Consider the following 25,293-nt stretch of genomic DNA (forward strand, 5'->3'; position numbering starts at 1 on the left):
CAGCGTCCGCGGCCGGCTTTTCAGCCTCAGCGGTAACGACGTCGTGGTTGAAGCCAGGGTCAACAACATCTTCAGCGAATGCGTTGCCAGCGCCTGCGAAAGCGGTGGTCACGCCAATGGCAGCAGCGAGGGTCAGGGAAGCTGCGTTCTTCTTCATGTGAGGGGTTCCTTACTTTGTAGGTGCAGGTGAAGGGGGCATAGCCTGCGAAAGCTAGGAGGGGTGGTTCAATCCCCTTCGAACCTGCTGGATATTCTGCGAGAAAAGGGTTTACGCGTCGGCGTTCTCGGCCGGCTTGTTTGCAGCCTCGTCGGCCGGCTTTTCAGCTGGCTTGTTTGCAGCCTCGTCGGCCGGCTTCTCAGCTGGCTTGTCGGCCGGCTTCTCAGCCGGCTTCTCAGCCGGCTTCTCAGCGTCCTCCGGCTTCGCCGGAACAGCGGAGTCAGCCGGGTTGGCGTACAGCTTCACGTTGACCTGGTTCTTAATCGGGGTCAGCGCGATCCACGGGGTCGGGGTGGACCAGGTGCCGTTTGCCTTGCAGAACTGCTGGGTACCGGTCATCTTGATGGTGCGGAAGCCGTAGGTAGCCTCACCGGTGTGGCCAGCCGGAACATCGTACGGGCCAACGGTCTGGCCGACGTTCCAGCTCAGGGAGTAGGAAGCCTCAGCGCCGATTTTCTTAGCCAGCTCGTAAGCGATGCCGACGCTGCCCTTGGACTCCTTGCCGGATGCTTCGCCGCCCAGGTTCACGCTGGTGGTCTCGGTACGGTCACCCTTGATGCTGATGGAGATGGTCTGCGTCTTGGACAGCTCCTGGGTCAGCGGGATGGTGTTCTTGGACTGGTTGGTGGCAGAGATGGTGCCAGCCGGGGTGAACTTGTCGTCAACCTTGTAGACGACGGTGCGGTAGTCCTCGCCGGAGTTGCAGACCGGGTGCGGGTTCAGGATATTTGCCTTGATGTGATCGCTGCCGTGGGTGGTGTTAACAATCGGCAGGGTGGGGTTCAGCTTCGGGGTTTCCGGGTAGTGCTCTTCCTTGGTGATTGCAGATGCCGGGGATGCTACCGCTGCAGCCACGATGGCAGCAGCGGCGGCTGCGCTTGCGCCGTTCTTCCACAGGTTCTTCATGTTTGTGCTCCTCTTGCACGCCACCGACCGAAGAATGCGGGCTGGTGAACCCGCACTGGCGACGAGGTGCGTTGGTGATGCTGCGAGCCGCACGCCCAAGGGAAGCAGTGCCGACACTTTCTGCACGTTCACTTTTGCGAGTTCACGTTTGCAGCAGCTGCCTCGGGGTACGCCGTACGCACGTCGCCGAAAGGTGCGAGGTTTCGGCCAGGTGGCTTTAGTTTTGAATCCGATTAAGGGGTGCCCTCTCCCTGGTAACGCATGGCATTTGTGAGGACCACGCCGCACCAGGGCTCTGAGTGACGAGATTCAACTTTAAACCCTCCCCAACAAGAATTGTTCGACAATTCGACGCCCCAATGCACCGCATTCAACCCATAATTAACCGTGCGTTCACCTTCTGTTAACCCCTCGAAACTTAATCAACCCTTAAAGCCCGTCTTAGGTAAACCAAAATCTGAAACCATTATCACTACACAACCGCTCACCCCGCCCCGTCATCAAACTTTGCCAACCCTTACCTCAACTCCCATAACCACAGGAAACCAACACCCCACCCGCACCCACTGCACTCTGTTCTTAAAAAATAAGAAAATCAACCCCCTTTTGGGGTCAAAAATTCCTTACCCTCAACCCGCCCTCAACCCCGTAACCACCTGACTAGTGAACTTTAAATGAACTCTCCCCACCTGCACTTTCACCCTGCACATGACTGTAATATCACCCCAATTCGGGGTTATTCGCCGCATAGAGCTACCCCCGCCACCGCTACTCCCTCTGGCACTGCGGGCACCACCAAATTATTCGTTCCAACTCTGCGGCATCCACCTCCGGATCCCCGCCGGCCCACCGCCCACCCAGCGTCGCCTGTTGAATCGCCGTCCCGCAACGCCTGCACGCCTTGCCCGCACGCCCGAACACCCACGTCCCCTGCCCCGGCCGCCGATCACCAGTGAATACGCGGTGCGGTTCAAGGCGGTTGTCCCACATCACTCGCCGCGCTAGGTCTATTGCCTTTTGGACGCCACCTTCCCCGACCTTCCCCACTGTCACCTTCGGGTGCATCCCCACTAGAAACATCACCTCGGCGCGATACTCGTTGCCAATTCCAGCGACGTTCTTCTGGTCCAGCAGTGCCGCGCCGAGGGACCTATCCGGCCGCTGCATAATCCGCGCGATAGCTTCGTCCCTGCCGCTAACTGCCCAGTCCTCCGCCAGGATGTCCGGCCCCAGGTGAGCCACGACCTGCGGGTAGTCCGCAAAAGGAAATACCCGCACGAATCCCAGGCTGTGCCCCACAATTTCTATCTCCGGACCGTCTGCGTGCTGGGGGCTAAAGCGCAGCACAATGCGGGCGGTGTGGCCGGGTCGGCGCCAGCGCTGCCCCGCACGATGGATCGCCCACACGCCTTCCATCTTCAGGTGGGTGTGGATCACCCGTCGCCCAATGTGCATGAACAGGTGTTTGCCGTAGGGCCACACCCGGTGAACTTTCTCGCCGTCGAAATTCAGGGTGGCGAACCTGGGCACGCGAATGTCGGTATGCCGAACTGTCCGGCCTGCCATCCATTGCAGGCGGTTGGATAACTGCAGTACGGAATCACCCTCAGGCACGGATGCTCAACCCCTTCGGGGTCAGTCGCGCACCGGCTGCCACCCAGTCGGTGGTGGCGATGTCCATTACCGACGACCCGTTGATCTTCTCCACGTTCACGGGGCTCAACCGTCCGGCACCGATGGCCTCCCGAATCGCCCTCACAATCAGATCTATCTGTGCAGCTGGGGTGCCCAGGGGTTCCGACGTGGCGTCGTTAAATTCGGGGCGAGCAAAAAGAACCAGGTTCTTGCCGCCGCGCGACAGATATGCCTCGGCGCGTCCGGCGGCGACAATGATCATCGCCCCAGCAGCGCGCGTGGGCGCCATTGCCGAACCGTTAGAGTGCGCGACCTCCGGCCACGGCAGCGTAGAGCCGAAGGGGTTCGCCGGATCCAGAACCGACAGCAACTGGGGTGCGGAATCGGTAACGGTGCGGCTGTCCTGGGAGCGCCGCAGCTGGGAGATCACGTCGCGCGGGGCGAACTGCGCGCCGCCGAGCCCCTCTACGATGTACCCGCGCAGCACCTCGCCGGAATCTTCCCATGCGCTAAGGGTGCGGTAGGCCTCTGCGAAACCTCCGTCGGATTTCTCTGTAACGACGGCCCCGCGGGTGACTACGGCGTAGCGGTCGATCCAGGCCTCGGAGCGGATCAGTGCCAGCTCGGTGGCGTCGGCCGTGCTAGCCCCAGCGTCTCCAGCACCAGCGTCCCCAACACCACCCGGCACAGCGCCAACCGGCACAGCACCACCCGGCACAGCGCCACCCGGTACCGCCGACCAGCGCCCCGGCACCGAGGAATGCGCGTTCATCGCCCGCCGAGCCGCCCGCGCAAACCCGCTGCGCCCCATCCGCACCCGGCGCGCCGAACCCCGCCCCTGGTTCCGCCGTGGCGCGCGGTGGGCCTGCTTGCCCGTCGAACCGGCCTCCACCAGCCGCGCCCGCAGAGCCGCAAAGCTATCGGGTACGACCAGCCCTGCATCGAAAAGCTCCCACAGTGCCGCGTCGACCTCCGCGTGATCCGCCCCGGTCGCCGACTGCAGCTCAGCCGCCAGGAACGCACCGCCGCGCTGCAGGTGCTGGAGGATCTGGATAGCGACCATATTCTGGACGCCACGCTCCAGCTCCTCCCCGTTCAGCAGAAACTCGGCCGTGTCCGCAGGCATGAAGCTCACCCAGGCGTCCTTGGCACCGGCCTGGCCGGAACCGACAGCCAGAACCTCGCCGGTGCTCAGGAGTTCATCCAAATCGCCCGGCTGATAGTCGGGAATGCGGGCGGGCAGCACCAGGGTTTCCCAGGCGCTGGCGGGGATCGGCACTCCCGCGAGTTGTTCCAGAACGCTGGCTAGTTCCTCGCGCTGCATCTGGCCCAGGCCGTGCCAGTCAGCCAGGAATTGTGCGTAGGTCTGCTGGGTCACGGGTTCCAGCGCGCCGCGGGCGGCTGCCAAGGTTGCCGAGCGTAGGCGGCGGAGCATCCCCGTGTCCACGTACTGCGTTTCCGCCTGCGATTCGGCGCCGGCACCGGCTGCAGGGGCGGAAGCGGTGGCGTCATTCGGAAAGTCACCGTCAAGAAAGACAAAGTGCCCCGCAGCCAAACGGCGCTGCGTGCCCTGTGCGCGTGCGCCTTCGGTCCACCGACCCAGCAGCGCGTCGGCGGTCGCGCGCCCCATGCCAAACTCCGCGGCGGCCTCGGCAGCGGTGGTGGGCCCGCGGTTCTTCATCCACCGCAGCAACAGTTGGTCGATGGCATTGTCCACCTGATCCACCTGCTCGGCAGCGATGACCACGCCGGGAGGGACGGGCACGCCCAGGCCGTCGCGCAGCAAAGCCATGTCCTCGACAGCGGCGAGCTTCAACTGGCCGCCAAAGTTCACTTCCATCAACCGGGCGGGGATCAATGCGCGCAGCTCAGCAAGGCTATCCTCCACCGTTCCAGCCCAGGGTTCGATGCGTTCGCGCACCCCGTCCAGGCTCAACGGCCCGAGGGCGCGCAGCATGTCCACAGCTTGTTCCACACTGCCGGCCTGGCGCCCTTCAGACTTCCACTGTGCGGCCTCGACCACGCGCCGCACCGCGGCCGGATCCAGGGCCATGCCTTCCTCGCGGGTGCCCAGGACCTTCGCTAACAGAGCGGGGTCCACGGCCAGGGCAGCGGCGCGCTCGGCGGAATCGCCCTCGTACATAAAGGCGCTGGTGTAGGTGAACAGTAGGGATTCGGCAAAGGCACTCGGGGATTCGGTGGTGACCTCCGCCAGGCGCACGCCGCGCTGGCTCCCCGCACTCGCGCCCTGCTGCCCCGGAGCGCCCTGCTGCCCCGGCGCAACCTGCTGGCCCAGCGCGACCTGCTGGCCCAGCCCCGCCACGAGGTTCTTCAAGAAGTCCAGGTTGTACACGTCGTGTACACACTCGCGCATGGTCTCCACCATGACGGGAAACTCCGGGTGTTCGCGGGCCACATCCAGCAGCTGGGCGGCGCGCTGGCGCTGCTGCCACAGTGGCTGGCGCTTGCCGGGGTTCCGCCGCGGCAGCAGCAACGCCCGGGCCGCGCACTCGCGAAAGCGGGCAGCAAATAGCGCAGAGGATCCAACTTCCTCCATCACATCCGCCAGAGTGGCCTCCGCCCGCTCGGAACCGCCATAGCCATGTTCACCGAGCAGCAGCTCCATTCCCGGTGGTTCGTCCGAATACGGCAGGCGCAGCACCATCCCGTCGTCTCCGGCCACGGCCATCGCATCAATGCCCATCCGGCGGTTCAACTCCGCTCCCAACGCCAACGCCCACGGGGCGTTCACCCCGCGTCCGAACGGAGTGTGTACCACCACTCGCCAGTCGCCAATGTCGTCACGGAAGCGCTCGATCAGCACAGTCCGCTCGTCCGGGATGATCCCGGCGGAATCCTTCTGTTCCTGGTAGTAGGCATCCAGGTTGGCGCGGGTGTGGGCGTCCATAAAATCGGCCGAGCGAATGTCCGACAGAGTGCCGGTGCCCCAGGTGCGGCGGTGCTCGCCGATGGCCTGGCCGAGCTCCACGGGGCGGCCCGCGGCATCGCCCACCCAGAACGGCAAGCGGCCAGTGTGGCCGGCCGCCGGGGCAACAATCACCTGGTCGCGGTTGATTTCCAGGATCCGCCAGCTGCTCGCACCCAGGGTGAATACGTCTCCGACGCGGGACTCATAGACCATCTCCTCGTCCAGCTCGCCAACGCGCCGCGCACCGTCGTTGTCGCCGGCAGCCAGGAACACTCCGAACATGCCGCGGTCCGGGATCGTGCCACCGCTGGTCACCGCTAGGCGTTGCGCACCGGGGCGAGCCTCCAAAGTTCCAGCGACGGGGTCGTAGATCGCGCGCGCCTTCAGATCCGCGAAGTCGGTGGAGGGATACCGGCCACTGATTAGCTCCACCACCCCGTCGAAGGCCTCGCGCGGCAGCGTGGAATAAGGGTGGGCGCGGCGGACAACGCGCCACCACTCCTCCACATCCAGCGTGCCTGCGCTGCCCGTGCCACCCGCGCCCGCCTGCACGGTCGCCGCCACCGTCTGCTGCGCCAGCACGTCCAGCGCATTATGCACCACATTCAGCGGCTCCAGCTCCCCCTTCAGCAGCCGATCCACCACGACCACCGCGGCTTCGGCGTCCTGCTTATGCAGCGGGTAGATCGTCGCGTGGCTGGTCGCACCCACGGTATGCCCGGCGCGACCACACCGCTGCACCGCCGATGCCACCGATGGCGGCGCACCGACCTGCACCACGTGATCCACCAGCCCCATGTCGATGCCCAACTCCAGCGAACTCGTCGCCACCACGCAGCGCAGCTCGCCGGATTTCAGCGCCGCCTCGATGTCGGCGCGTTCGTCCTTGGAAACCGACCCGTGGTGCGCCCGCGCGACACCCGCCCCGTCCATCCCCCGCACCGCTTCGGATTGCGCCATCATTTGTGCCGGATCGCGCCTGGTCGGGGCGGCCAGCGCGTCGGGGTCGTGTTCCTTGGCCCATTCCTCGTTCAGCGCCCCGGTCAGCCGCTCGGCCGCGCGCCGGGAGTTCACGAACACCAGCGTGGACCGGTTCTCCATCACCTGCCGGTAGATCGCGCGCTGCACGTGCGGCCATACGCTCTTCTGCTGCGGCAGCGCGGATTCTTTGTCCACCCCACTGGCCACGCGCGCGCCCGACCCGTTCTGGGTGCTGCCGCCCAGTCCTTCGCCGATGAGGCTAGGGCCGAGCAGCGCCTCATCTACTAGTGCCCCGTCTACTAGTTCTTCCTCTGTCTCTTTTGCTGACGCCCCTTCCTCCGCCACCTCATACTCCGCCAACGCAACATCTTCAGCCGCGGGAGGATCCTGGAAGTCCTCCACCACGCTGGTCACCTGCACATCCCACGACTTCGGCTGCTCGGGGTTCACCACCGTTACCGGTCGGTCGCCGCCCAGGAAGCTGGCGACCTTATCCACGGGATTCACCGTCGCCGACAGGCCGATGCGCTGCACCGCCCGGCCCGTCAGCATTTCCAAGCGTTCCAGCGACAGCGCCAGGTGTGTGCCGCGCTTCGTGCCCGCCACCGCGTGCACCTCGTCCACAATCACGGTGTCCACATTCGCCAGCGTGGCCGCGGCCTTGCCGGTCAGCATCAGGTACAGCGACTCGGGCGTGGTCACCAGAATCTCCGGCGGGTTCCGCAGTAGCTTGGAGCGCTCCGACTGCGGGGTGTCCCCGCTGCGCACGCCCACTCGCACCGGGGCGGCAGTCTCCCCCATCGCGTCGGCCACCCGCGCGATTCCAGCCAGCGGAGCTGCCAGGTTCCGGCTGACGTCTACACCCAAAGCTTTAAGCGGGGAAATATACAGAACCTTGGTGGGACTGGACTTTTCTGGCGTGGTGGCGTCATTAAAAAAAGATCCCCCAGATAATCGCGACAGCGACCATAAAAAAGCCGCCAGGGTTTTACCCGATCCCGTCGGCGCCACCACCAAAGCATTCTGACCTGCGGAGATAGCCTTCCACGCCTGCGTTTGCACGACCGTCGGCTCGGCGAAAACGTCCCGGAACCACGCTGCAACGGGGGCATAAAAGGAATCCAGCGGGTCAACAGCCATGTGACCATTTAAACAGACCGCTAAAGTATGAACTATGACGGCTGAACTCAATGATGCGACGCTGGCCCAGAGACTCGCGCAGGGCACCGGGGAGATCCTCAAAGGCGTAAGAAACGTAGGTCTGCTCCGCGGCACCGAACTGGGCAAAGCGGGCGACGCGCTGGCACAGGACTGGATCGCCCGATCCCTGATCCAGCACCGCCCGAACGATGCGATGCTGTCCGAGGAAGCCGAGGACGACCTCACGCGCCTCGACAACGACCGCGTGTGGATCATCGACCCGCTCGACGGCACCCGGGAGTACGCCGGTGGTCGCCAGGACTGGGCCGTGCACATCGCGCTGGCGGAAAAGGGCAAGATCGTCCAAGCCGCCGTGGGCATGCCAGACCTGGGGCGGGTGTTCAGCAGCTCGGAGGTTCGCGCCGTAGAAGGTGCCCGCACGAACCGCCTGGTTATCAGCCAAAACACCACCCCCGCAATCGCAGAGTTCATCGCCGAGGATCTGGGCATGGAGCTGGTGACCATGGGATCCTGCGGCGCCAAAGCCGTCTCCGTGATCCTGGGCGATAACGATGCCTACGTGCACGCCGGTGGCCAGTACGAGTGGGATAACGCCGCTCCGGTGGGCATCGCCCAGGCCGCTGGCCTGCACACATCCCGCCTGGACGGCACCCCGCTGCGCTACAACTGCGAGTCCCCCTACCTGCCGGATCTGGTGATTTCCCGCCCCGACCGTGCCGACGAGATCCTGGCCTCCGCCGCAAAGTTCCACGACAAGCACGGCGCTTATTCGCTGTAGCCCTTCGAACCCTCGAGCCTTCAAGCCAAGGCTGTATGCTTCATGCTTCCTTTTTCCTTCCTGACGCCCCGCCCGGCCGCCCGCAAGCAGCGCGAGTTGGATGCGGACGTGCCCGCCACGCTGCAGGGGCGCTTCATGCTGGGCGGGCCGGTCAACGACCCGCGGAAGGAACTGTCCGAGGAGCACCCCTATCCCCTGGTATTCATTCACGGCACGACGGATAATTCCCTGCGCTGGCAGAAAGCCGCGACCTACTTTTCCGCCCGTGGCTATTCGGTATGGGCTTTGAACTACGGCAAGCCGGAGGCCGGTCGCCCGGTGATCCCCGGGGTGTTTGCCGTGAATGACATTGACGAGTCCGCGGTGGAGATCGCCAAGACGATCGACCATATTCTGGCGGTGACGGGGGCCAGCAAGGTGGATCTGGTGGGGCATTCCCAGGGTGGACTGCACATTAAGAAGTACGTTGCGGAGCACGGCGGGCAGGATACGGTGCGCCGTGCGGTGGGGATCGCCGCGACGTATCACGGCACGACGATGACGGGCATGTCCTCCATCCTGCAGAACCTGGTGGATCGCAACCCGGACTTTGCAGACCTGGTGGCGGGCAAGGCCGCAGTGCAGCAGCTGAATAGTTCGGAACTGATCCGTCGGTTGAACGAGCTACCCGATACGCACCCGAACGTGATGTACACGAACATCTACACGTCAAAGGATCTGACGGCCACGCCGAATTCCACGTCACAGCTGGAGTCGATCGGCGGAGCAGATGTTGCGGAGGCCGAAGTCGGTGCGGTCTGTGGGCTGTTGATACCCCCGGGCCATGCGTCGCTGCCGGAAAACGATCACGTCATTGGCCTGGTTGAGTGGGGTTTAACCCGTGAGCAGGGCGATTGCACACCAGTGCATAACGGGTGTAACGGTGGACAACGCTGGAAGTTGGGCTATCGTTTCTTCCATGAAAACTAAAAATCTCGCTGTAAGGCGGGCGCGCAGGCCCGTCATCGCTGGTGCTGCTGTGGCGCTGGCTGTCGCTCTTTCCCCTGTTTCTACTGTTTCTGCCGTCGCTGCCCCGGTTTCGGACGCCGCAGTTCCCGATGGTCTCACGGGCCCCTATGTGGCCACCTCCCCGGTGAACGACCCCCGGTGTGTGCCTTCGCCGGAGCACCCGAACCCGGTCGTTTTCATCCACGGCACGACGGATAACTCCACCCGTTGGCAGAAGGCCGCCGTAGCAATGTCCGAGCAGGGCTTCTGCACCTGGGCTTTCAACTACGGCAAGCCTCGGGCTGGCCAGGTAGGGCTGCCGGGTAGCTATGCCGTGGCGGATATCGACGATTCCGCAAAGGAAATTGCCTCCACCATCGACTACATCCTGCAAGTTACAGGCGCAAAGAAGGTCGACCTGGTGGGGCACTCCCAGGGTGGGCTGCACTTGAAGAAGTACATCGCGGAAAACGGCGGTGGGGATAAAGTCGGTCGCGTTGTCGGAGTCGCGGCGACCTATCACGGCACAACGTTGAATGGGTTGGCGGACTCGCTGCGCCCGATCATCGGCAGCGTCCCGAAGCTGGCCGAGGCCCTCGCAAGCAAGGCGGGAGTGCAGCAGCTGGTCGGCTCGGATATCGTCCAGCGTCTCAATGCCCTGCCGGATACCGATCGTCGGGTGCAGTACACCAACCTGTACTCTTCCGGGGACACCACGGCCACGCCGAATGAGACCTCAAAGTTGAAGTCCGTCGATGGCGCGGATGTCGCGAATGTGGAGGTCGGCGCGACGTGCAAGCTCCCCATTCCGCCGAGCCACGCTGGCATGCCCCGCAGTAATCAGACCATCGGGCTGATCTATTGGGGTCTGACCCGCACGTCGGGCGACGACACCCCGAGCGCTGCTGACTGTTCCGTCCCGTCCAACCGGTCGGCGACTGGATCCCACAGTTCGCTGGGTTAGCTGAGTTAGCTGGGTTAGCTGGGCAACTGCCCCCGTACGTGCCACCGTTACCTGGCCGACGTAGACTGTGTGGGACTTTGCACCACGGTTAGAAAGGCAGGCGGCGCGTCAGTGGATACCCAGCAGCAGCCGAGTTCCATTCCCACCCCGTATGAGGATCTGCTTCGGCAAATCCTCGAAACTGGTACCCCGAAGGGTGACCGCACGGGAACTGGCACTACCAGCCTGTTTGGCCGCCAGATCCGCTATGACCTGTCCGCGGGCTTCCCACTGATCACCACGAAATCGGTCCACATAAAGTCCGTAGTGGGCGAGCTTTTGTGGTTCCTCCGGGGCGATTCCAACGTGCGCTGGCTGCAGGATAACGGCATTCGCATTTGGAACGAGTGGGCCGATGAAAACGGCGACTTGGGACCGGTCTACGGTGTGCAGTGGCGCAGCTGGCCAACCCCGAATGGCCAGCACATCGACCAGATCGCAGGCGCGCTGGAGATGCTGAAAAACAACCCGGATTCTCGCCGGAATATCGTCAGCGCCTGGAATGTCTCGGAGCTGGACAATATGGCTCTGCCCCCGTGCCACCTTTTGTTCCAGCTTTATGTGGCCGATGGCAAGCTCAGCTGCCAGCTATACCAGCGCAGCGCGGACATGTTCCTGGGCGTGCCGTTCAACATCGCCAGCTACTCTCTGTTGACCCACATGTTCGCCCAGCAGGCGGGCCTGGAAGTCGGCGAGTTCATCTGGACCGGTGGCGATTGCCACATCTACGACAATCACGTGGAGCAGGTTAAGCTGCAGCTTTCCCGTGAAGCCCGCCCGTACCCGCAGCTGAAGCTGAACAAGGCAGCGGACATGTTTTCCTATGACTTTTCCGACATCGAGTTCACCGGCTACGACCCGCATCCGGTGATCAAGGCAAAGGTGGCCGTGTAAATGAGTAAGAACGATAAGCCCCACCGCCCCACTGGCTACGAACCGGGCGACTACCCGGAGCTCACCGCCGCGGCGGTCAGCTACGCCCTGGAAGCAAAGGGAATCTCCCGCAACCAGGTGGAGATCGGCATGATCTGGGCGCAGACCACCGCCGGTGTGATCGGCGATGGTGCGGATATGCCCTGGTACCTGCCGGAGGATCTGAAGCACTTTAAGAACGCGACCACCGGCTACCCCGTCGTCATGGGGCGCACCTCCTGGGAGGCTCTCGACGATGGCTTCCGCCCGCTGCCGGGGCGCACGAACTATGTAATCACTCGGCAGGATGATTATGACGCCCCCGGTGGCATCATCGAGCCTTCTATCCCCAGCGCGCTGGCCAATGCCGCGGAGCAGATCCTCAACGAGTTGAAGGACGGCACCAGCACCGACGGCGCCGACGGCACTGAAGACGAGCGCACCCCCACCGTATGGGTACTGGGTGGCGGACAGGTGTACGCCCAGTGCATGCCTGTTGCTGACCGGATCGTCATCACGGAGATCGACATGGAAGCCCCCGAGCGCTTCCAGGTGTACGCACCACTGGTTCCGGAAGAGGAATTTGAAGAGTCGGCGCAGGACTGGCAGGAATCGGAAAAGGGCCACCCGGTCGACCAAGAAGTCGATACCGAGCAGCCCTTGCGCTACCGCTTCTGCACTTGGACGCGACGCTAGTCCAGGGCATCAGTTCATTCTTCGCCTGCTTCGCGCGGCTTTTGCTCTTGGGCTTTTGCCGCGCTTTCGCGGATGCTCTTGACGATCGCCTCTGAATCAAGGGTGCCATCCGCTTTGAAGAATCCGACAGGCTTTGCCACCCCCGACGTCGCGGCACGGTACGGGGCACCTGGCACCGTGCTCATTGGGCTCGGCTTGGAAGCCGTCGGCGTCCTTATCCTCGTCCTGCTTATGGTCATCGCCGCGCCGCTGAACCTGTACGGCTTGAGCCTGGGGTTCGCCTCCGCGCAGCTAACCGGCACGATGCTGCGGGATATTCCCGTCTATGACTCCAGGCAAGCCTCCGCAACGCAAACGACCGTGTGCCTGGGGCAGTGGTGTAGGCCTTAAGCGTAGGCATAGCCAACGCCGCGCAGTGGTCACTCGTAGCCGCTACCGTATTCTTCGCTCTGAGCTTTGTCGGTGCACTTAGGGTGCTCCGTGCTGCGGGGGGAGAAGGGTGCCCCCGCAAACAACGCCAATCTCGGTGCCCGCGTTAATCGCGTCCCGAATTGATTTTCCACCCGCGTGCTGCTTTGCGTTGCTGCCAGAAGTGACGGTAGATACCGGGGACATCGGAAAGCTCAGAATGCGTGCCCAGCTGGCTGACTTGCCCGTGTTCATCCAAGACTACGATTTGATCAGCAGATTTGATTGTATCCAGCTTATGGGCGATGACAATGAAAGTAGATTGCTCCCGTAGCTCGTCCATCGCAGCAAGAATGTTTGCCTCATTTTCTGCATCGAGCGCGGAGGTAGCCTCATCAAAGAGTACAATCGGCGCTTGTTTGAGAAGCGCGCGAGCTACAGATACGCGCTGGCGTTCACCACCGGATAGAAGCCGCCCGCCTTCACCAACTGGAGTATGCCACCCTAGGCGGTTGGCAATAGAAGTCACGCCTGAAAGATCAGCTGCGCGGAAGACTTCCTCATCGGAGGCGTCGGGACGACCAACGCGGATATTAGCGATTAACGAGTCGTCGAAGAGGTAGACGTCCTGAAAGACCATGGACAGTCTGGACATTAACTGTTCGGTTCCAAGCTCGCGGATATCTACGCCGTCAACCATCACCGCCCCGGAATCTACATCCCAGAATCGCGAAATAAGGCGCGCAATTGTGGTCTTTCCGGAGCCAGAAGGACCGACAATGGCGGTAACGGTGCCTGATCGAGCATGGAAAGCGACATCTACCAATACTGGTTTATCGCCGTATCCAAACGTGACATTACGCAGCTCTACATTTCCCGAACCATCGCCTGGGCGCGGAGTAGTGGGTTCTGGCAGGGAAGGAGCATCGGTGATGAGCTCAGTTTCTGCGAGCGCGATACGGCCGGCATCTAAACCGACGAAAGAAGAACCCAGCTCCTCAAGCGTGCGGGTAAACCTCAAGCTGATTCCGATGATCGCAATTGTTTCTAGTGGCGATAGGGCGCCTTCAACGGCAAAATCCGCGGAGACCATAATGAGAGCCACGATGAAGATCTGCACTACTATGCCGTTGAGTAGCAAAGCTAATGTGGATACCCATAGCTCGCGTAATCGTGCTTTATGGTCGATTTCTAGCGCTTGCTCTAGTGGCGCAAAAACTTGTGATTGTCCTGCCGCGCGCAGGGCTGGTTGACGGTTAGCAAATTCTACGATGCGCTGGGAGAGCTCTTTACTCGGCCCCAGTGTGCGGTTCGATGCTTTCTCACGAATCCATGCAGCCAACTGCATCACCACGAGCGCCAATGGTGCGATGATAAGAAGGACCAAGCCCAGCTTCGGGTTCCAGAAACACGCTCCTACTAACAAGGTGACAAGTGCCGCGCTATCGCGGTATACCGTTCCTTGAATATGCGCAATGGTCTCGGCCGCCACCATAAAGCGATCTGAAACGAGGCGAGATAGGCCGCCAGTATTAGCCGGTACGAACCAGCCGAGCGGTAGCGTTGCTAATTTATCGCCCACAGTCGTGTGCGCGGTTCGGATGAAATCCAAGGCCGTGTGGTAAGAGGCCATGGTTGCGAAAAATCGTAGCGCAAAAGCTACGAGCGCAATTGCCAAAAGCGTCCACATCCATGGTGCGATCGTCGTATCCCCATCGAGTGCCTTTGTAAGTGGCACGAGCGTGAGAACGGCGAGGCCGTCAAGCACGCCCACGATAAGGGATAGACAAGCATACCTTTTATTGAGCTTATGGCCTACAGGACCTTGCAGCTTTTTGACACTGCGAGTGAGTAGCGGATCACGAAGACGCGAACTAGCAGGCGTAGTGGCATTAGACATGAGAATTATCCTTCATAGGCTTGAGGCAGATTATTTGGTCTGCGCCTTGGATGGACTCCGGCTTGTGGGCGATGACTAAGACGGTCTTGCCTCTGACGAGTGTGGCTAGAGCTGCTTGAATTTCTGCTTCACAGTCAGGATCAGTTGCCGCAGTAGCTTCATCCAGGATCAAGATTGGGGCATTGGTAACAATTGCCCGGGCAATAGAAATGCGTTGCTGTTGTCCACCGGATAAAGAGATGTCCTCACCAACAACGGTGTCGAGCCCAGCCGGTAAAGCGCGAATATCAGCAGCTATGTGCGCAGCCTCTGCAGCTTGCCAGATCTCTTCATCGCGGGCTTCTGGGCGTGCAAGGCGAATGTTTTCCCGAATACTCATACGCAGTAAGTGAGGATCTTGTAAGACGAAAGCCACAGTGCGGTACAAACTGTCGAAAGTGAGATCACGGATATCCACGTGGTTGATAGTGATTGTGCCCGAATCTGGATCCTGGAAACGCGCCAGCATCGTTGCTGCTGTGGATTTGCCAGCCCCAGAGGGGCCAATCAATGCCGTGACAGTGCCTGCTTTTAGTTGCGCAGAAAAGTCTTGGAGGACTGGTGTGTCTGGGGCGTAGCTAAAGCTGACCTTATGGAACTCCACCTCCATGTCTTGACTATTGGCATCGAGGCTCTTTTGGCCTTCTTTCACGTGGGAAATTGTCATGACTTCATCAAGGCGCAACGCCGCATTGCCAGCGAGCTGGTAAGACCACATCATTTGGCCGACGGTTTGAATCGTGCCCGGGAGCACCAGCGCAATTAACGTTGTTGCGATGACTTCAGCGACCGTTACATAGTCACCAGCTATCAGCAGGGAACCGACTCCTACATTGATAAGGATGAGGACAGGAACCGCCACCACAGACTCTGAGATTGCGCTAACACGCAGAAGAGGACGTACCCACTCGTAATAGAATTCCGCGAATTTTTGGGCAGCTTCGCGATATCGAGCGTGGGCTTTGCCAACGGTGCCGAAAGCCTTGATGACGGAAATACCTTCGGAGAACTCCACCGCAGTCGCAGAGACCTCACCCAGATAATTATCCATTTCCGCAGTTTTTGTGCCCATATCTTTCATTGAATACGCTTGGATTGCTAGGAAAATGGGCACAGTGGCAATAGAAAGAAGACCAAGGCGCCAATCCAAGATAAAGGCATAAACCAGAAGCGCGAGGGGCGTAAAGATCGCGGCGACCTTCTCTACAGGAGCGTGGGCTGTCAGGGTGTGCAGAGTTAACGTATCGTCCTCGACGGCTTTGCGAACTTTGCCGGAATTAGTCTGGCTAAACCACGAGAGTGGTGCTTTCGCAATAGCGGTAATAATTCGGCGCCGGTTAATCCCCACCAGCTTTGCATCAGCGAAGTGGGTGATCGCAAGGGCAAGGAAATAGAAGAATAGCTGGCCCAAAAAAGTAGCAAGTAGCCATTTCACAATGGACGCGACGTCATCAGTATTGCCGTCGATTAGAGCATTTCCCAGTGCCACCAACGCGACGTAGGGTGCTACGGCGAGTATCGAGGATATAAGCGCGAGAAACTGTGCGAAGTAGATGGTTGTTTGCACTGGGGCCAGTAGCTTTTTTAGAGCGACCTGGCCGGCTTTTAGTTTTGCGCGAGCCTCTTCTTCCGGTGACGCACCGTGTGATTCTGGTGCGTGGGTTCCGGTTGATTCTGTGGAACTCTGTCTTATTTCAGACATTTCTTTCTCAATTCTTGTTGATGTCAGTAATATCGATGATTCTGGTGACTGATTCTTGGATGAATTCGTGGTCATGGGTGATGACGATGACCACTGCTCCGCTTGCTGCAAGAGATCGAAGCAGCGCAGAGATGGATTGCAGTTGGCGCCAGCCCACGCCAGAGGTAGGTTCATCGAAGATGTAGACCTCTGCTTGCTCGGCTTGGGCTGAAGCTATGGCTAAGCGTTGCCGTTGCCCACCGGACAGAGACTGCGGATGCCGTTGGGCCATTCCTGCCAGATCGAGGCGATGGAGAATCTCATTGACATCGATGTGGTCCCGCTTCTTCTTTGCCAGTCCGAGCGTGACTTCTTCTTCGGTGGTGGCTGCGAATAATTGGCGGCCAACATCTTGCATCACCATGTACGCGGCACGTCTGCGGGCAGCCGCTCCTACTCGTTTGCTGTTCAAACGGAGATTACCGCCGCGTTTGGGAGAAGCAAGACCACAAATGATCCTGGCGAGGGTGGTTTTTCCAGCGCCGTTGGGCCCGATTAAGGCAGTGACTTCGCCGCTGGGGAAAAATGCGTGGTCAATGTTTAGCACCTCATGCGTGCCATAAGAAAAACAGATGTTGCTTAACTCGAGTCCGCTCCGCTGGGGATCGGCGTTTTCGAGCGTGGGTGGTACCGGCACGCTCGCGGGCAGGGGAACGTGGTGTAAGCTGCGTAGTCCCAATTGTTTGCGTTCGGGTTCGTCTAAGCCATAGAACTCCTGAGCGTGGAAACTCCGCGTTATTTTTCCCTGAGTCAAGTAAATAACTTGGTCAGCGATATCTTTTAAGAAAAAGAGGCGGTGATCAGCGATAATGATCGTTGTGCCTAATTCCTTCAAGCGGTGTAGCACGCGTGCAAGAATATCGATGCTTTCCATGGAGAGATTGGACGTGGGTTCATCGAGAAGCACGAGACTGCCCGGGGACACAAGCGCGCATGCGCATGCCACGGTTTGTAACTGTCCACCGGATAATTCTTTGAATCGCCGGCCCCGAAGATCGTTAATGCCTAGTAGCTCGACCGCTGATTGAATCCTCGACTCAATTTCTGTGGGATCCACACCAAGGTTTTCTAGCCCGAAGGCCAATTCTGCATTGACGCTTTCAGTGAAAAATTGTGTCCTTGGATTCTGGAATACTGAGGCGCTGAACTCGATGGCTCGGGACAGCGGTTCTTCCGCAGGGTTAAAAGCCTGGTCATCCTTTATAATAGTGATGGCGCCTAGAAGCTCTCCTGGATTGAAATGGGGGATGAGTCCGTTGATCAACTTGAGTACCGTGGACTTTCCCGATCCGGAATCACCGGTAATCAGTAGACACTGTCCTGGAGAGACAGAAAAAGACACATCAGATACACCTTGAACGCCTGGCCGAGCGCCCAATGGATATGTAAAAGAAACGTTGTGGGCGTTTACACTGGTTGCGATACTGCGTTCGTTCATAAGTGGACCTCCATGGGAAGCCAGACAGAGGCAACAACGAGGCCCAACCCAGCTAGTGCAGTTGCATCGACAAGCTTGAAGGAAAGATCGGCGGTGGTGGTCGGGCGTATGGGGCCTCCCAATCCGCGGACAAGAGCAGAGGCAGCGAGCTCATCACCAGCGCGGACGACGGCGCCTAATAAGGGGATGATCAGCATCGCGGACGATTGTGTGGGCTGTGTGATCCAGCTTTTTACTCCAGGCTGGAGACCCCGAAGGACCATGGCATCGCGGATCGCTTTGGCTTCTGCCACGATGATCGGCAAAACGCGCAGGAAAACCGCCGGTGGAATGGTGGCCCAGCCTGGTAAACGCAGGTCCCGCAGTGCTGAGGTCAACGTGGATGGTGTGAGAGTGAGCAAGCCGAATGTGCCGATGGACATGCTGATGACAAAACGGCTTAGCCACGAAAAAATTGCCGCTGAAAAAGCGAAAAATGTGGAGCCAGGAAGCTGTAATAGGCCCCAATACCCTAGATAGGATAATGCAAAAGCGAACAGGCAAATAAGACCATAGTGTGGCTTTACTGTAGCTAGTGCGATGGAGCTGAAGGCGATAGAAATCAGCAGTGTCGGTAGGTGGCCGTGGCTGAGAGCTACCGCATTGATTACTAGAACAGAAAGCAGCACGGTCCGTGGATCGATCGAAGATCGACGAAGCACGCCCTGTTTTTGCAGGCTCACAGGAGACCAGCGCTTTCAAAGTGTTTGCGGCTGACGCGAACTCCGACCTTTCCTCCGATAAAGCCGACGATGAGCGCACAAATGGCCAGTACTCCAATGGTCCATGGCTGGAAGATATCCGACATAGCATCGGCGTATTCTTGACCCATTTTGTCTGCGATATCGACGTAGTATGAGTCCGTATCCAGAATTAGCGGGATAAAAGGCAAAGAAATCCAGACACAGAAGATGCCGTAGGCAATAGGGAAGGACTTGGCAATACTGAGGTGGCTTTTTGTAATAATCAAATCTGCGATAAACCCAAGAATTATGCTTCCCAGCAAGGTCCAGAAGTAGTGTCCGGTGAGCATGAATGCTAATCCGTTAATACCACCGACGAGGGTGAAAGCACCCATTTTGGACGTGCGGACGGCATAAAGCGCTAGCACGATTCCGTTTGCGATTGCCGCGATAAACCATCCAATAAACATGAATTGTGGTCCTGCGAATCCAATCATTCCGCTTATAAAGGTGATTACAAAGTAAAGTGCAGCAAAGATGCCAGCGTTGATGAGATCTCTGGTGTTTAAACGTGCCGTCGACCCACTGGATGAGCTTGTACTCCGTGCGGGCGTAGAGGACTGTTGGGTCATCGTAAACCTCGATTCATGAACAGCAGGAAAGGCAAGGCTTACCTAATACAGATAATACTCTTTATAAACTACTTCTAGTTTTGATCTGAAGATTCACCCTTAATGGGGGTGAATGCAGATAAGCGGACATCAAACCAGAGCACGACTACCGACTACGCACCGACAAAGTAGGCACCAACGGCAAGACAACCCTGCGATGGGGCAGTAAACTACGCCGCCTCTACATCGGCCGCCGATGGGGCGGGGGAACCAATCACCATGATGTCTGCATCGACAACCACGTCGACATCAAAATAACCGCCACCGGAGCACAAATCGCTGCCTACACACTTACCGAAGAAAAGATCTACTACAACAAGAAAGACAACGAACTCAACCCCAGTCGGGGCAACCAAAAACAAAAATCTCGAGACACCGACCGGAACGATGTCTCGAGACTTCCAGCGTGCCCCAGAGAGGAATCGAACCTCCGACACCGGCTTTAGGAGAGCCGTGCTCTATCCACTGAGCTACTAGGGCAATCGCATGACAAACGGCAACCAGCGCTCATCCGCCACCTGCCGACCATGCGAACTACATAATACAAGCCAGGCTTTGTTCCCTGTTAACCAGACCTTCAGCTCATTGACACTAGAGGCGTCAGCACCAAAATCGCCGGCGCTGCACCCGCAGCGAGGCTACGATTCATAAGCATGGGCGAAGCAGTATCTAAAGATCCCTACACACCGAAACAACGCACCCGCTTCCGCGAGCGCCTCAACGCCGAGCTGGAGGTCTTCGACAAGCACCTGCAGGACGCAGAGTTCATCAACCAGGGCACCATCGGCCTGGAGCTAGAGATGAACCTCGTCGGCGACGACATGCAGCCCAAACGCTGCAACGAAGGCGTGCTGGAAAAGCTGGAGGAAACCCACCCGGGCGAATACCAATCCGAGATCGGCTCGTACAACGTAGAGATGAACCATCCCCCGCTGGCCATCACCGGCCGCGGGCTCGAGCAACTGCAGGAAGGCCTCGACGAGCGCCTGCGTGCGGTGCAGAAGGCCGCCAAGCAGCTCGGCTCCCACGCCGTGATGATCGGCACGCTCCCCACCCTGACCACCGAGTTCCTCAGCGACCCCGCCTGGATCACCAACGAAAACCGCTACAAGGCACTGAACAACGCCATCCTGGAATCCCGCGGCGAGCTCGTCCGCATCGAACTCGAAGGTGCGCTCCCCGGCCGCGTTCTCGGCACCGTCGATACCTACCGCCACGACTTCGAGGACATTGCCCCGGAATCGGCCTGCACCTCCATGCAGCTGCACCTACAGGTCGCGCCGAACCTCTTCGCCAACGCCTGGAACGCCTCCCAAGCCATCGCGGGTGTGCAGGCGGCGCTCAGCGCCAACTCCCCTCTGTTTGTCGGCCACAAGCTGTGGCACGAATCGCGCATCCCCGTCTTCCAGCAAGCCATCGACACGCGCACCGCGGAGCTCGTCAACCAGGGCGTGCGCCCGCGCGTATGGTTCGGCGAACGATGGATCACCAGCGTATTCGACCTCTTTGAGGAAAACGGCCGCTACTTCTCCCCTCTCCTACCCGAAGATCGCCTGGAGGCACGCACACCCATCATGTCCGGCGACAGCCCGGGGCTGCACTACATGAACCTGCACAACGGCACGATCTGGCGCTGGAACCGTCCAATCTACGACCCGAACCTGGAGCGCTCTCACATCCGCGTGGAGAACCGCCTGCTGCCCGCCGGGCCGACCACCGCCGATATCGTCGCGGACGCTGCCTTCTACTACGGGCTGGTCAAGTTCTTGGGCACGCAGAATCGACCCGTGTGGTCGCGCCTTTCTTTTGAGGACGCCCACAGTAACTTCCTCGCCGGCGCCCGCGAAGGGCTGCGCGCCAGCATGCGCTGGCCGCGTGTGGGGACTGTTCCGGTCCGCCAGCTGATTACCGAGCATCTGCTCGAACAGGCCCGCGAGGGACTGGAGCTGCTGGACGTGGATTCCGAACTGATCGAGACCTACCTGGGAATCATCGAAGGCCGCGCCCGCAGCGGACAGAATGGCGCGACGTGGCAGCTGGATACCGTCAACCGGCTAGCTCCGAACAGCGAGCCGGATTCCGCCGAGCGAGCCGAGGCGCTGGCCACCATGATGCAGCGCTACATCGCCCACCAGACCAGCGGCCAGCCGGTGCACACCTGGTCTGTGGAAGGGCGCGACTAGCGGAGCCGGGGTCTAGCGCCCCCTGAACTGCGGCGGGCGATGCTCGGCGCGCGCCCGGCGCGCCTCCTGCACATCCTCGCTGGCCCATACGTCCACCATCATCTGCTGCAGCTCCGCATCCGCGTGCATGTCGGGGCTGTTAAAAACGCGCTTCGAATGCTCCATGGACAGCGGAGCCTGGCGCGCCACCCGATGTGCAAAGGCGGTGGCGTTGGGGGTGGCGTCATCAAGAACAACAGAAAAACCCGTCGCCCTTGCCTGGTCGGCGCTTACCCGGGCGCCTGCCAAGAACACGTTGCGGGCCAGCGCGCCGCCCATCAGCTCGCGGGCGCGGGCGTGGGTCCACAGATCCAGGGCGAAGCCGTGCTCGGCGACAGGCACCCAGCAGGCGCCCTTGTCGGCAAAAACGCGCAGGTCACAGGCCAGGGCAATCTGACAGCCCGCACCGACCGCCGGGCCGTGGATGTCGGCGATGACGGGCACCGGGGTGGTCTGGATGGCCGAGAGCATGCCCTCCATGGCGGACCAGAAATCATCGGCGTACACGCCACCGGAAAGGTCGGCACCGGCGCAGAAGACGGACCCCTCGCCGCGGATCAGAATGGCGCGCACCCCAGCTGCAGTGTGGGTGCGGACGGCCTCGGCTACGGCGGTGGCGATGGCGGCATTGAGTGCGTTGCGCTTCTCCGGGCGGTTCAGCGTGATCACGCCGACCTGCGGGGCGGCGGCCTCAGCCGCTTCGCCTTCGGCTGACCCGGTGGCCTCGATATGGGTGATGACGTGCCCTGCCCTCATGGCTAGCAATGTACCGCAGGGGCGGCGCCGTGCGCTGGTGTTTCGCCGGAACTGGCCTGCTGGCTGACTAGCCCTCCAGTCCAGCGTGGAAGGTGTGTGGATCGCCGCCGATGCGGCCGTCCTCCACGTCCAGGGCCTCAATGGCGGCGACCTCGTCGGCGGACAGCTCGAAGCCGAAGACGTCGAAGTTCTGGCGCACGCGCTCCACCTTGGAGGAACGCGGGATCACCACATCCCCGCGCTGGATGTGCCAGCGGATAATGGCCTGTGCCACGCTTACGCCGTGTTCGGCGGCGATCTTCGCGATCGTCGGGTCGGTTAGGTTCTGCCCCTGCCCCAGCGGCGACCATGCCTGGGTAACGATGCCGCGGTCGCGGTTATCCGCGCGCTGCTCAGCCTGGCTAAAGCCTGGGTGAACCTCGATCTGGTTCACCGCCGGAATGTGGCCTGCCTGCTTCAGCGCATCCAGTGCCTCAGGGTAGAAGTTGCACACGCCGATGCTGGTAGCGCCGCCGGACTGCTGGATCTCCGCCATCGTGTCGTAGGCCTGCACGAACTTATCGGCCTTCGGGCACGGCCAGTGCAGCAGGTACAGGTCTACGTAATCCATTCCTAGCTTCTTCTGGGACTCCGCGAAGGCTTCCTTGCCGCGGGCCTGGTCGGCGTTCCACAGCTTGGTCGTAACAAACAGCTCCTCGCGCTGCACGTCGCCGGCCTTCACAGCGTCGGCCACGGCGCGCCCCACGGCCTCTTCGTTGCCGTAAATCGCGGCGGTATCAATGTGGCGGTAACCGACCTCGATGGCGGCGCGCACCGAGGTGTAGGTGTCCTCGTCGCTGAGCTGCCACACGCCCAAGCCTAGCTGCGGGATGGTCTTGCCGTCGTTCATTTCAAGGGTCGGTACTGCGTTGATGTTTTCGCTCATGCTTTCCGTTGTACGCCCCTTGCCGGTTTCTCGCGACAGTGCGGGTAGCGACGGCCAGTCATGATGCTTTGGCTTATGAGACAATACGAAAGGCTCTTCTTTCGTTAAGAACAGATTCAAGGAATAAATGGAATCCCTCTATATCAATAACCTCAATAAGAGTTATGGGGACCATCAGGTCCTCCACGACATGACGCTCCACGTTCAGCCAGGCGAAATGTATGGCTTCGTCGGTTCGAATGGCGCAGGCAAGTCCACCACCATGCGCATCGCGCTGGGCGTGCTCGCGGCGGACAGCGGCGAAGTGCTCATGGGCGATAAGCCGATCGACGACGACTTGCGCCGCCGCATCGGCTACATGCCGGAAGAGCGCGGTCTGTACGCGAAGGAGAAGATCGGTGACCAGCTGCGCTTCTTCGCCCGACTACACGGCCTGAACGACAACGCCGCCAAGCAGAACGCGGAAAGCCTGCTGGAACAGCTCGGCCTGGCCGAGCGCGCAGACGACAAGCTGGAGGAGCTGTCGCTGGGTAACCAGCAGCGCGTCCAGCTGGCGGCCTCGCTGATCCACGACCCGGAACTGCTGATCCTGGACGAGCCCTTCTCTGGCCTGGACCCTGTGGCCGTGAACGTCATGAGCGATCTGCTGGTCGAGCGCTGCAAGGCGGGCGTGCCGGTGCTGTTCAGCTCCCACCAGCTGGATTTGGTGCAGCGCCTGTGCGACCGCGTGGGCATCATTTCAAAGGGGCGCATGAAGGCCGAGGGCACCGTTGACGAGCTGCGCACCCGCGGTCCCCTGGTCTACGAGGTACGCACCCCGGCTCGCGACTGGTACCCACTGGGCACGCGTCTGGTCGAGGATTTTGGCGATGGCGTGCTGCTAGAGGCCGAGTCCACCGACCAGGATCAGCAGATCCTGCAGGCCGCGCTCGCTGTCGGCCCGGTCCACTCGTTCTCCCGCCGCATCCCGCACCTTGCAGAGCTCTTCCAGGAGGTCGTCGAATCATGAGTTACTCTTCCCCCAACACCATCGCCACCGTCGCCAAGCGCGAAATTCAGGTGGCCTCCCGCAGCAAGGCGATCATGTTCTCCCTGATTGTCGTCATCGCCGTCATGCTCATCGGCGTGTTCGCTGGCGCATGGTTCGCCAAGAAGGACGACGGCAACGAAACCCCGAAGCTCGGCCTTGTAGGGATTGAAAAGGAGTTTGTGGACGCCCCCTCCGCCTCCGCTAACGGCACCTCAAAGGGGTCGGACAGTTCCAGTGGCGTAGAGGCCGAGACTGTGGATTCTCGCGACGCAGCGTCCTCCAAGGTGACCGACGGCGACCTGTCAGCAGCGCTGGTGAAGACGGATTCCGGCTACGAGCTGCTCACCGAGGGAGAACCCGACCCGGCGATCCTCAGCGCCGTTAGTGCCGCCATTAATGCGCACGCGCAGTCTGAGGCGCTGCACAAGGTTGGCGTATCCCCCGAGGAGTTCGCCAAGGCCACCCCCTCCACGCAGTTGGAGACGGTGGATCTGAAGGAAGAGGACTCGATGGAGGCCAACGGGCCGCAGATTGTCACCGCCCTGGTGGGCGTGATGCTGATGGCTTACTTCATCATCCTCTTCGCCGCTAACGTCGGCGGGCGCATCACTGAGGAGAAGTCCTCGCGCGTAGTGGAGATCATCCTGGCCTCCGCCCGCCCAATGGATTTCCTCGCCGGCAAGATCATCGGCAACACGATCTTCGGCTTCCTCGGCACCGCGGTGCTGCTGATCATCGGCGCGGTCGCTGTGTCGCTCTCCGGTCTACTGGGAGATGTGGACTTCGACTACACAGTGGTGGCTCTGATGCTGCTGGCTTTCTGCATTGGCATGCTGTTCTTCGGCAGCCTCTATGCCGCAGCGGGTTCCATGGTTTCTCGTACGGAGGATCTGCAATCCACTCAGGCTCCGATCCTGCTGTTCATCATGGGTATGACCTACGCTCCGCTGTTCGGCATCAGCAACATGGACTCCACGCTCATGCAGGTGCTGGGGTGGGTTCCGCCGTTCAGTCTGACGGTCGCACCAATGAACATGGCCGCGGGCACGATGGGGTTGCCACAGGTGCTGCTGAGCTTCCTGATTGCCGCGATCACGACGGTTCTGGTGATTCTGCTGGTAGCCCGCGTCTACCGCAACTCCATCCTGAACAATGGCAAGAAAATGAGCTGGGCGAAGGCGCTGAAGGGCGCCTAGTCGCCCAAATAAGTTCACGGCGATAAGGCGCCCTAGTTAA

The 25,293-nt window shown here is 60.6% G+C and carries 19 protein-coding genes, 1 tRNA gene and 1 pseudogene; 10 read left to right on the top strand and 11 right to left on the bottom strand.

Annotation, left to right across the window (positions count from 1 at the left end; translation table 11 throughout):
• Positions 1-268 precede the first annotated feature (268 nt).
• The 3 genes from HMPREF2678_RS01145 to HMPREF2678_RS01155 all read right to left on the bottom strand — a co-directional run bounded on the left by HMPREF2678_RS01145 (position 269) and on the right by HMPREF2678_RS01155 (position 7,808).
• Positions 269-1,123 (bottom strand): hypothetical protein, encoded by an 855-nt coding sequence (locus tag HMPREF2678_RS01145; RefSeq protein ID WP_246817853.1) that lies wholly within the window; start codon positions 1,121-1,123, stop codon positions 269-271.
• Between the two features lie 768 nt (positions 1,124-1,891).
• Complete coding sequence (locus HMPREF2678_RS01150; RefSeq protein ID WP_070550555.1) at positions 1,892-2,737, bottom strand: DNA-formamidopyrimidine glycosylase family protein; 846 nt, start codon at positions 2,735-2,737, stop codon at positions 1,892-1,894.
• The gene (locus HMPREF2678_RS01155; protein WP_070550556.1) at positions 2,730-7,808 is read right to left on the bottom strand and encodes a DEAD/DEAH box helicase; all 5,079 of its coding nucleotides are present in this window, start codon (positions 7,806-7,808) and stop codon (positions 2,730-2,732) included. Before HMPREF2678_RS01155 ends, HMPREF2678_RS01150 begins: the two co-directional genes overlap by 8 nt.
• Positions 7,809-7,842: 34 nt before the next feature.
• Here HMPREF2678_RS01155 and HMPREF2678_RS01160 point away from each other — a divergent pair, with 34 nt between their 5' ends.
• The 6 genes from HMPREF2678_RS01160 (at position 7,843) to HMPREF2678_RS01185 (ending at position 12,595) form a co-directional block, all read left to right on the top strand.
• Positions 7,843-8,607 carry a 3'(2'),5'-bisphosphate nucleotidase CysQ gene (locus HMPREF2678_RS01160; RefSeq protein WP_034969634.1) on the top strand — a complete coding sequence of 255 codons (765 nt, stop codon included), beginning with the start codon at positions 7,843-7,845 and terminating at the stop codon, positions 8,605-8,607.
• A 42-nt stretch (positions 8,608-8,649) separates the two neighbouring features.
• On the top strand, positions 8,650-9,576 hold the full coding sequence (locus HMPREF2678_RS01165) for a lipase family alpha/beta hydrolase (RefSeq protein ID WP_034972643.1): 927 nt from the start codon (positions 8,650-8,652) through the stop codon (positions 9,574-9,576).
• The gene (locus HMPREF2678_RS01170) at positions 9,566-10,558 is read left to right on the top strand and encodes an esterase/lipase family protein (protein ID WP_034972644.1); all 993 of its coding nucleotides are present in this window, start codon (positions 9,566-9,568) and stop codon (positions 10,556-10,558) included. Before HMPREF2678_RS01165 ends, HMPREF2678_RS01170 begins: the two co-directional genes overlap by 11 nt.
• A gap of 111 nt (positions 10,559-10,669) precedes the next feature.
• Positions 10,670-11,491, top strand: coding sequence for a thymidylate synthase (locus HMPREF2678_RS01175; protein WP_034969641.1), 822 nt, complete (start codon positions 10,670-10,672; stop codon positions 11,489-11,491).
• On the top strand, positions 11,492-12,205 hold the full coding sequence (locus HMPREF2678_RS01180) for a dihydrofolate reductase (protein ID WP_034969644.1): 714 nt from the start codon (positions 11,492-11,494) through the stop codon (positions 12,203-12,205).
• 114 nt (positions 12,206-12,319) lie between these two features.
• A complete protein-coding gene (locus tag HMPREF2678_RS01185) occupies positions 12,320-12,595 on the top strand; it encodes a hypothetical protein (protein WP_192816042.1) in 276 nt (91 codons plus the stop codon).
• 145 nt (positions 12,596-12,740) lie between these two features.
• Here HMPREF2678_RS01185 and HMPREF2678_RS01190 read toward each other — a convergent pair whose 3' ends face one another.
• From HMPREF2678_RS01190 to HMPREF2678_RS01210, 5 genes are read right to left on the bottom strand one after another with little or no spacing between them, the layout of a single operon-like run.
• Positions 12,741-14,513: an ABC transporter ATP-binding protein gene (locus tag HMPREF2678_RS01190; RefSeq protein ID WP_034969647.1), complete on the bottom strand. Its 1,773-nt coding sequence runs from the start codon at positions 14,511-14,513 to the stop codon at positions 12,741-12,743.
• Positions 14,506-16,254 carry an ABC transporter ATP-binding protein gene (locus HMPREF2678_RS01195; RefSeq protein WP_034978192.1) on the bottom strand — a complete coding sequence of 583 codons (1,749 nt, stop codon included), beginning with the start codon at positions 16,252-16,254 and terminating at the stop codon, positions 14,506-14,508. The genes HMPREF2678_RS01190 and HMPREF2678_RS01195 overlap by 8 nt, the downstream gene beginning before the upstream one ends.
• Positions 16,255-16,261: 7 nt before the next feature.
• Positions 16,262-17,731 carry an ABC transporter ATP-binding protein gene (locus tag HMPREF2678_RS01200; RefSeq protein ID WP_070550557.1) on the bottom strand — a complete coding sequence of 490 codons (1,470 nt, stop codon included), beginning with the start codon at positions 17,729-17,731 and terminating at the stop codon, positions 16,262-16,264.
• Positions 17,728-18,453 carry an energy-coupling factor transporter transmembrane component T family protein gene (locus HMPREF2678_RS01205; RefSeq protein ID WP_070550558.1) on the bottom strand — a complete coding sequence of 242 codons (726 nt, stop codon included), beginning with the start codon at positions 18,451-18,453 and terminating at the stop codon, positions 17,728-17,730. The genes HMPREF2678_RS01200 and HMPREF2678_RS01205 overlap by 4 nt, the downstream gene beginning before the upstream one ends.
• Positions 18,450-19,085 (bottom strand): MptD family putative ECF transporter S component, encoded by a 636-nt coding sequence (locus HMPREF2678_RS01210; protein ID WP_070550559.1) that lies wholly within the window; start codon positions 19,083-19,085, stop codon positions 18,450-18,452. The genes HMPREF2678_RS01205 and HMPREF2678_RS01210 overlap by 4 nt, the downstream gene beginning before the upstream one ends.
• 140 nt (positions 19,086-19,225) lie before the next feature.
• Here HMPREF2678_RS01210 and HMPREF2678_RS10485 point away from each other — a divergent pair.
• Positions 19,226-19,501: pseudogene (locus HMPREF2678_RS10485) on the top strand (IS481 family transposase); the annotation flags it as partial.
• A 30-nt stretch (positions 19,502-19,531) separates the two neighbouring features.
• Here the strand turns inward: HMPREF2678_RS10485 and HMPREF2678_RS01215 are convergent.
• Positions 19,532-19,604 (bottom strand) — tRNA-Arg (locus HMPREF2678_RS01215).
• Positions 19,605-19,777: 173 nt separating this feature from the next.
• Between HMPREF2678_RS01215 and HMPREF2678_RS01220 the strand changes: the two genes are divergently transcribed.
• Positions 19,778-21,307: a glutamate-cysteine ligase family protein gene (locus HMPREF2678_RS01220; protein WP_070550560.1), complete on the top strand. Its 1,530-nt coding sequence runs from the start codon at positions 19,778-19,780 to the stop codon at positions 21,305-21,307.
• 12 nt (positions 21,308-21,319) lie between these two features.
• Here HMPREF2678_RS01220 and HMPREF2678_RS01225 read toward each other — a convergent pair whose 3' ends face one another.
• Both HMPREF2678_RS01225 and HMPREF2678_RS01230 read right to left on the bottom strand, forming a co-directional pair.
• Complete coding sequence (locus HMPREF2678_RS01225) at positions 21,320-22,102, bottom strand: enoyl-CoA hydratase (RefSeq protein WP_070550561.1); 783 nt, start codon at positions 22,100-22,102, stop codon at positions 21,320-21,322.
• A gap of 67 nt (positions 22,103-22,169) precedes the next feature.
• The gene (locus HMPREF2678_RS01230; protein WP_070550562.1) at positions 22,170-23,027 is read right to left on the bottom strand and encodes an aldo/keto reductase; all 858 of its coding nucleotides are present in this window, start codon (positions 23,025-23,027) and stop codon (positions 22,170-22,172) included.
• Positions 23,028-23,154: 127 nt separating this feature from the next.
• Between HMPREF2678_RS01230 and HMPREF2678_RS01235 the strand changes: the two genes are divergently transcribed.
• Positions 23,155-24,036: an ABC transporter ATP-binding protein gene (locus HMPREF2678_RS01235; protein WP_070550563.1), complete on the top strand. Its 882-nt coding sequence runs from the start codon at positions 23,155-23,157 to the stop codon at positions 24,034-24,036.
• Entirely contained in the window at positions 24,033-25,253 is a 1,221-nt protein-coding gene (locus tag HMPREF2678_RS01240) for an ABC transporter permease (protein ID WP_070550564.1), read from the top strand. The genes HMPREF2678_RS01235 and HMPREF2678_RS01240 overlap by 4 nt, the downstream gene beginning before the upstream one ends.
• Positions 25,254-25,293 lie beyond the last annotated feature (40 nt).

This window comes from Corynebacterium sp. HMSC058E07 (assembly GCF_001809885.1).
GTDB classification, from domain to species: Bacteria; Actinomycetota; Actinomycetes; order Mycobacteriales; family Mycobacteriaceae; genus Corynebacterium; species Corynebacterium macclintockiae.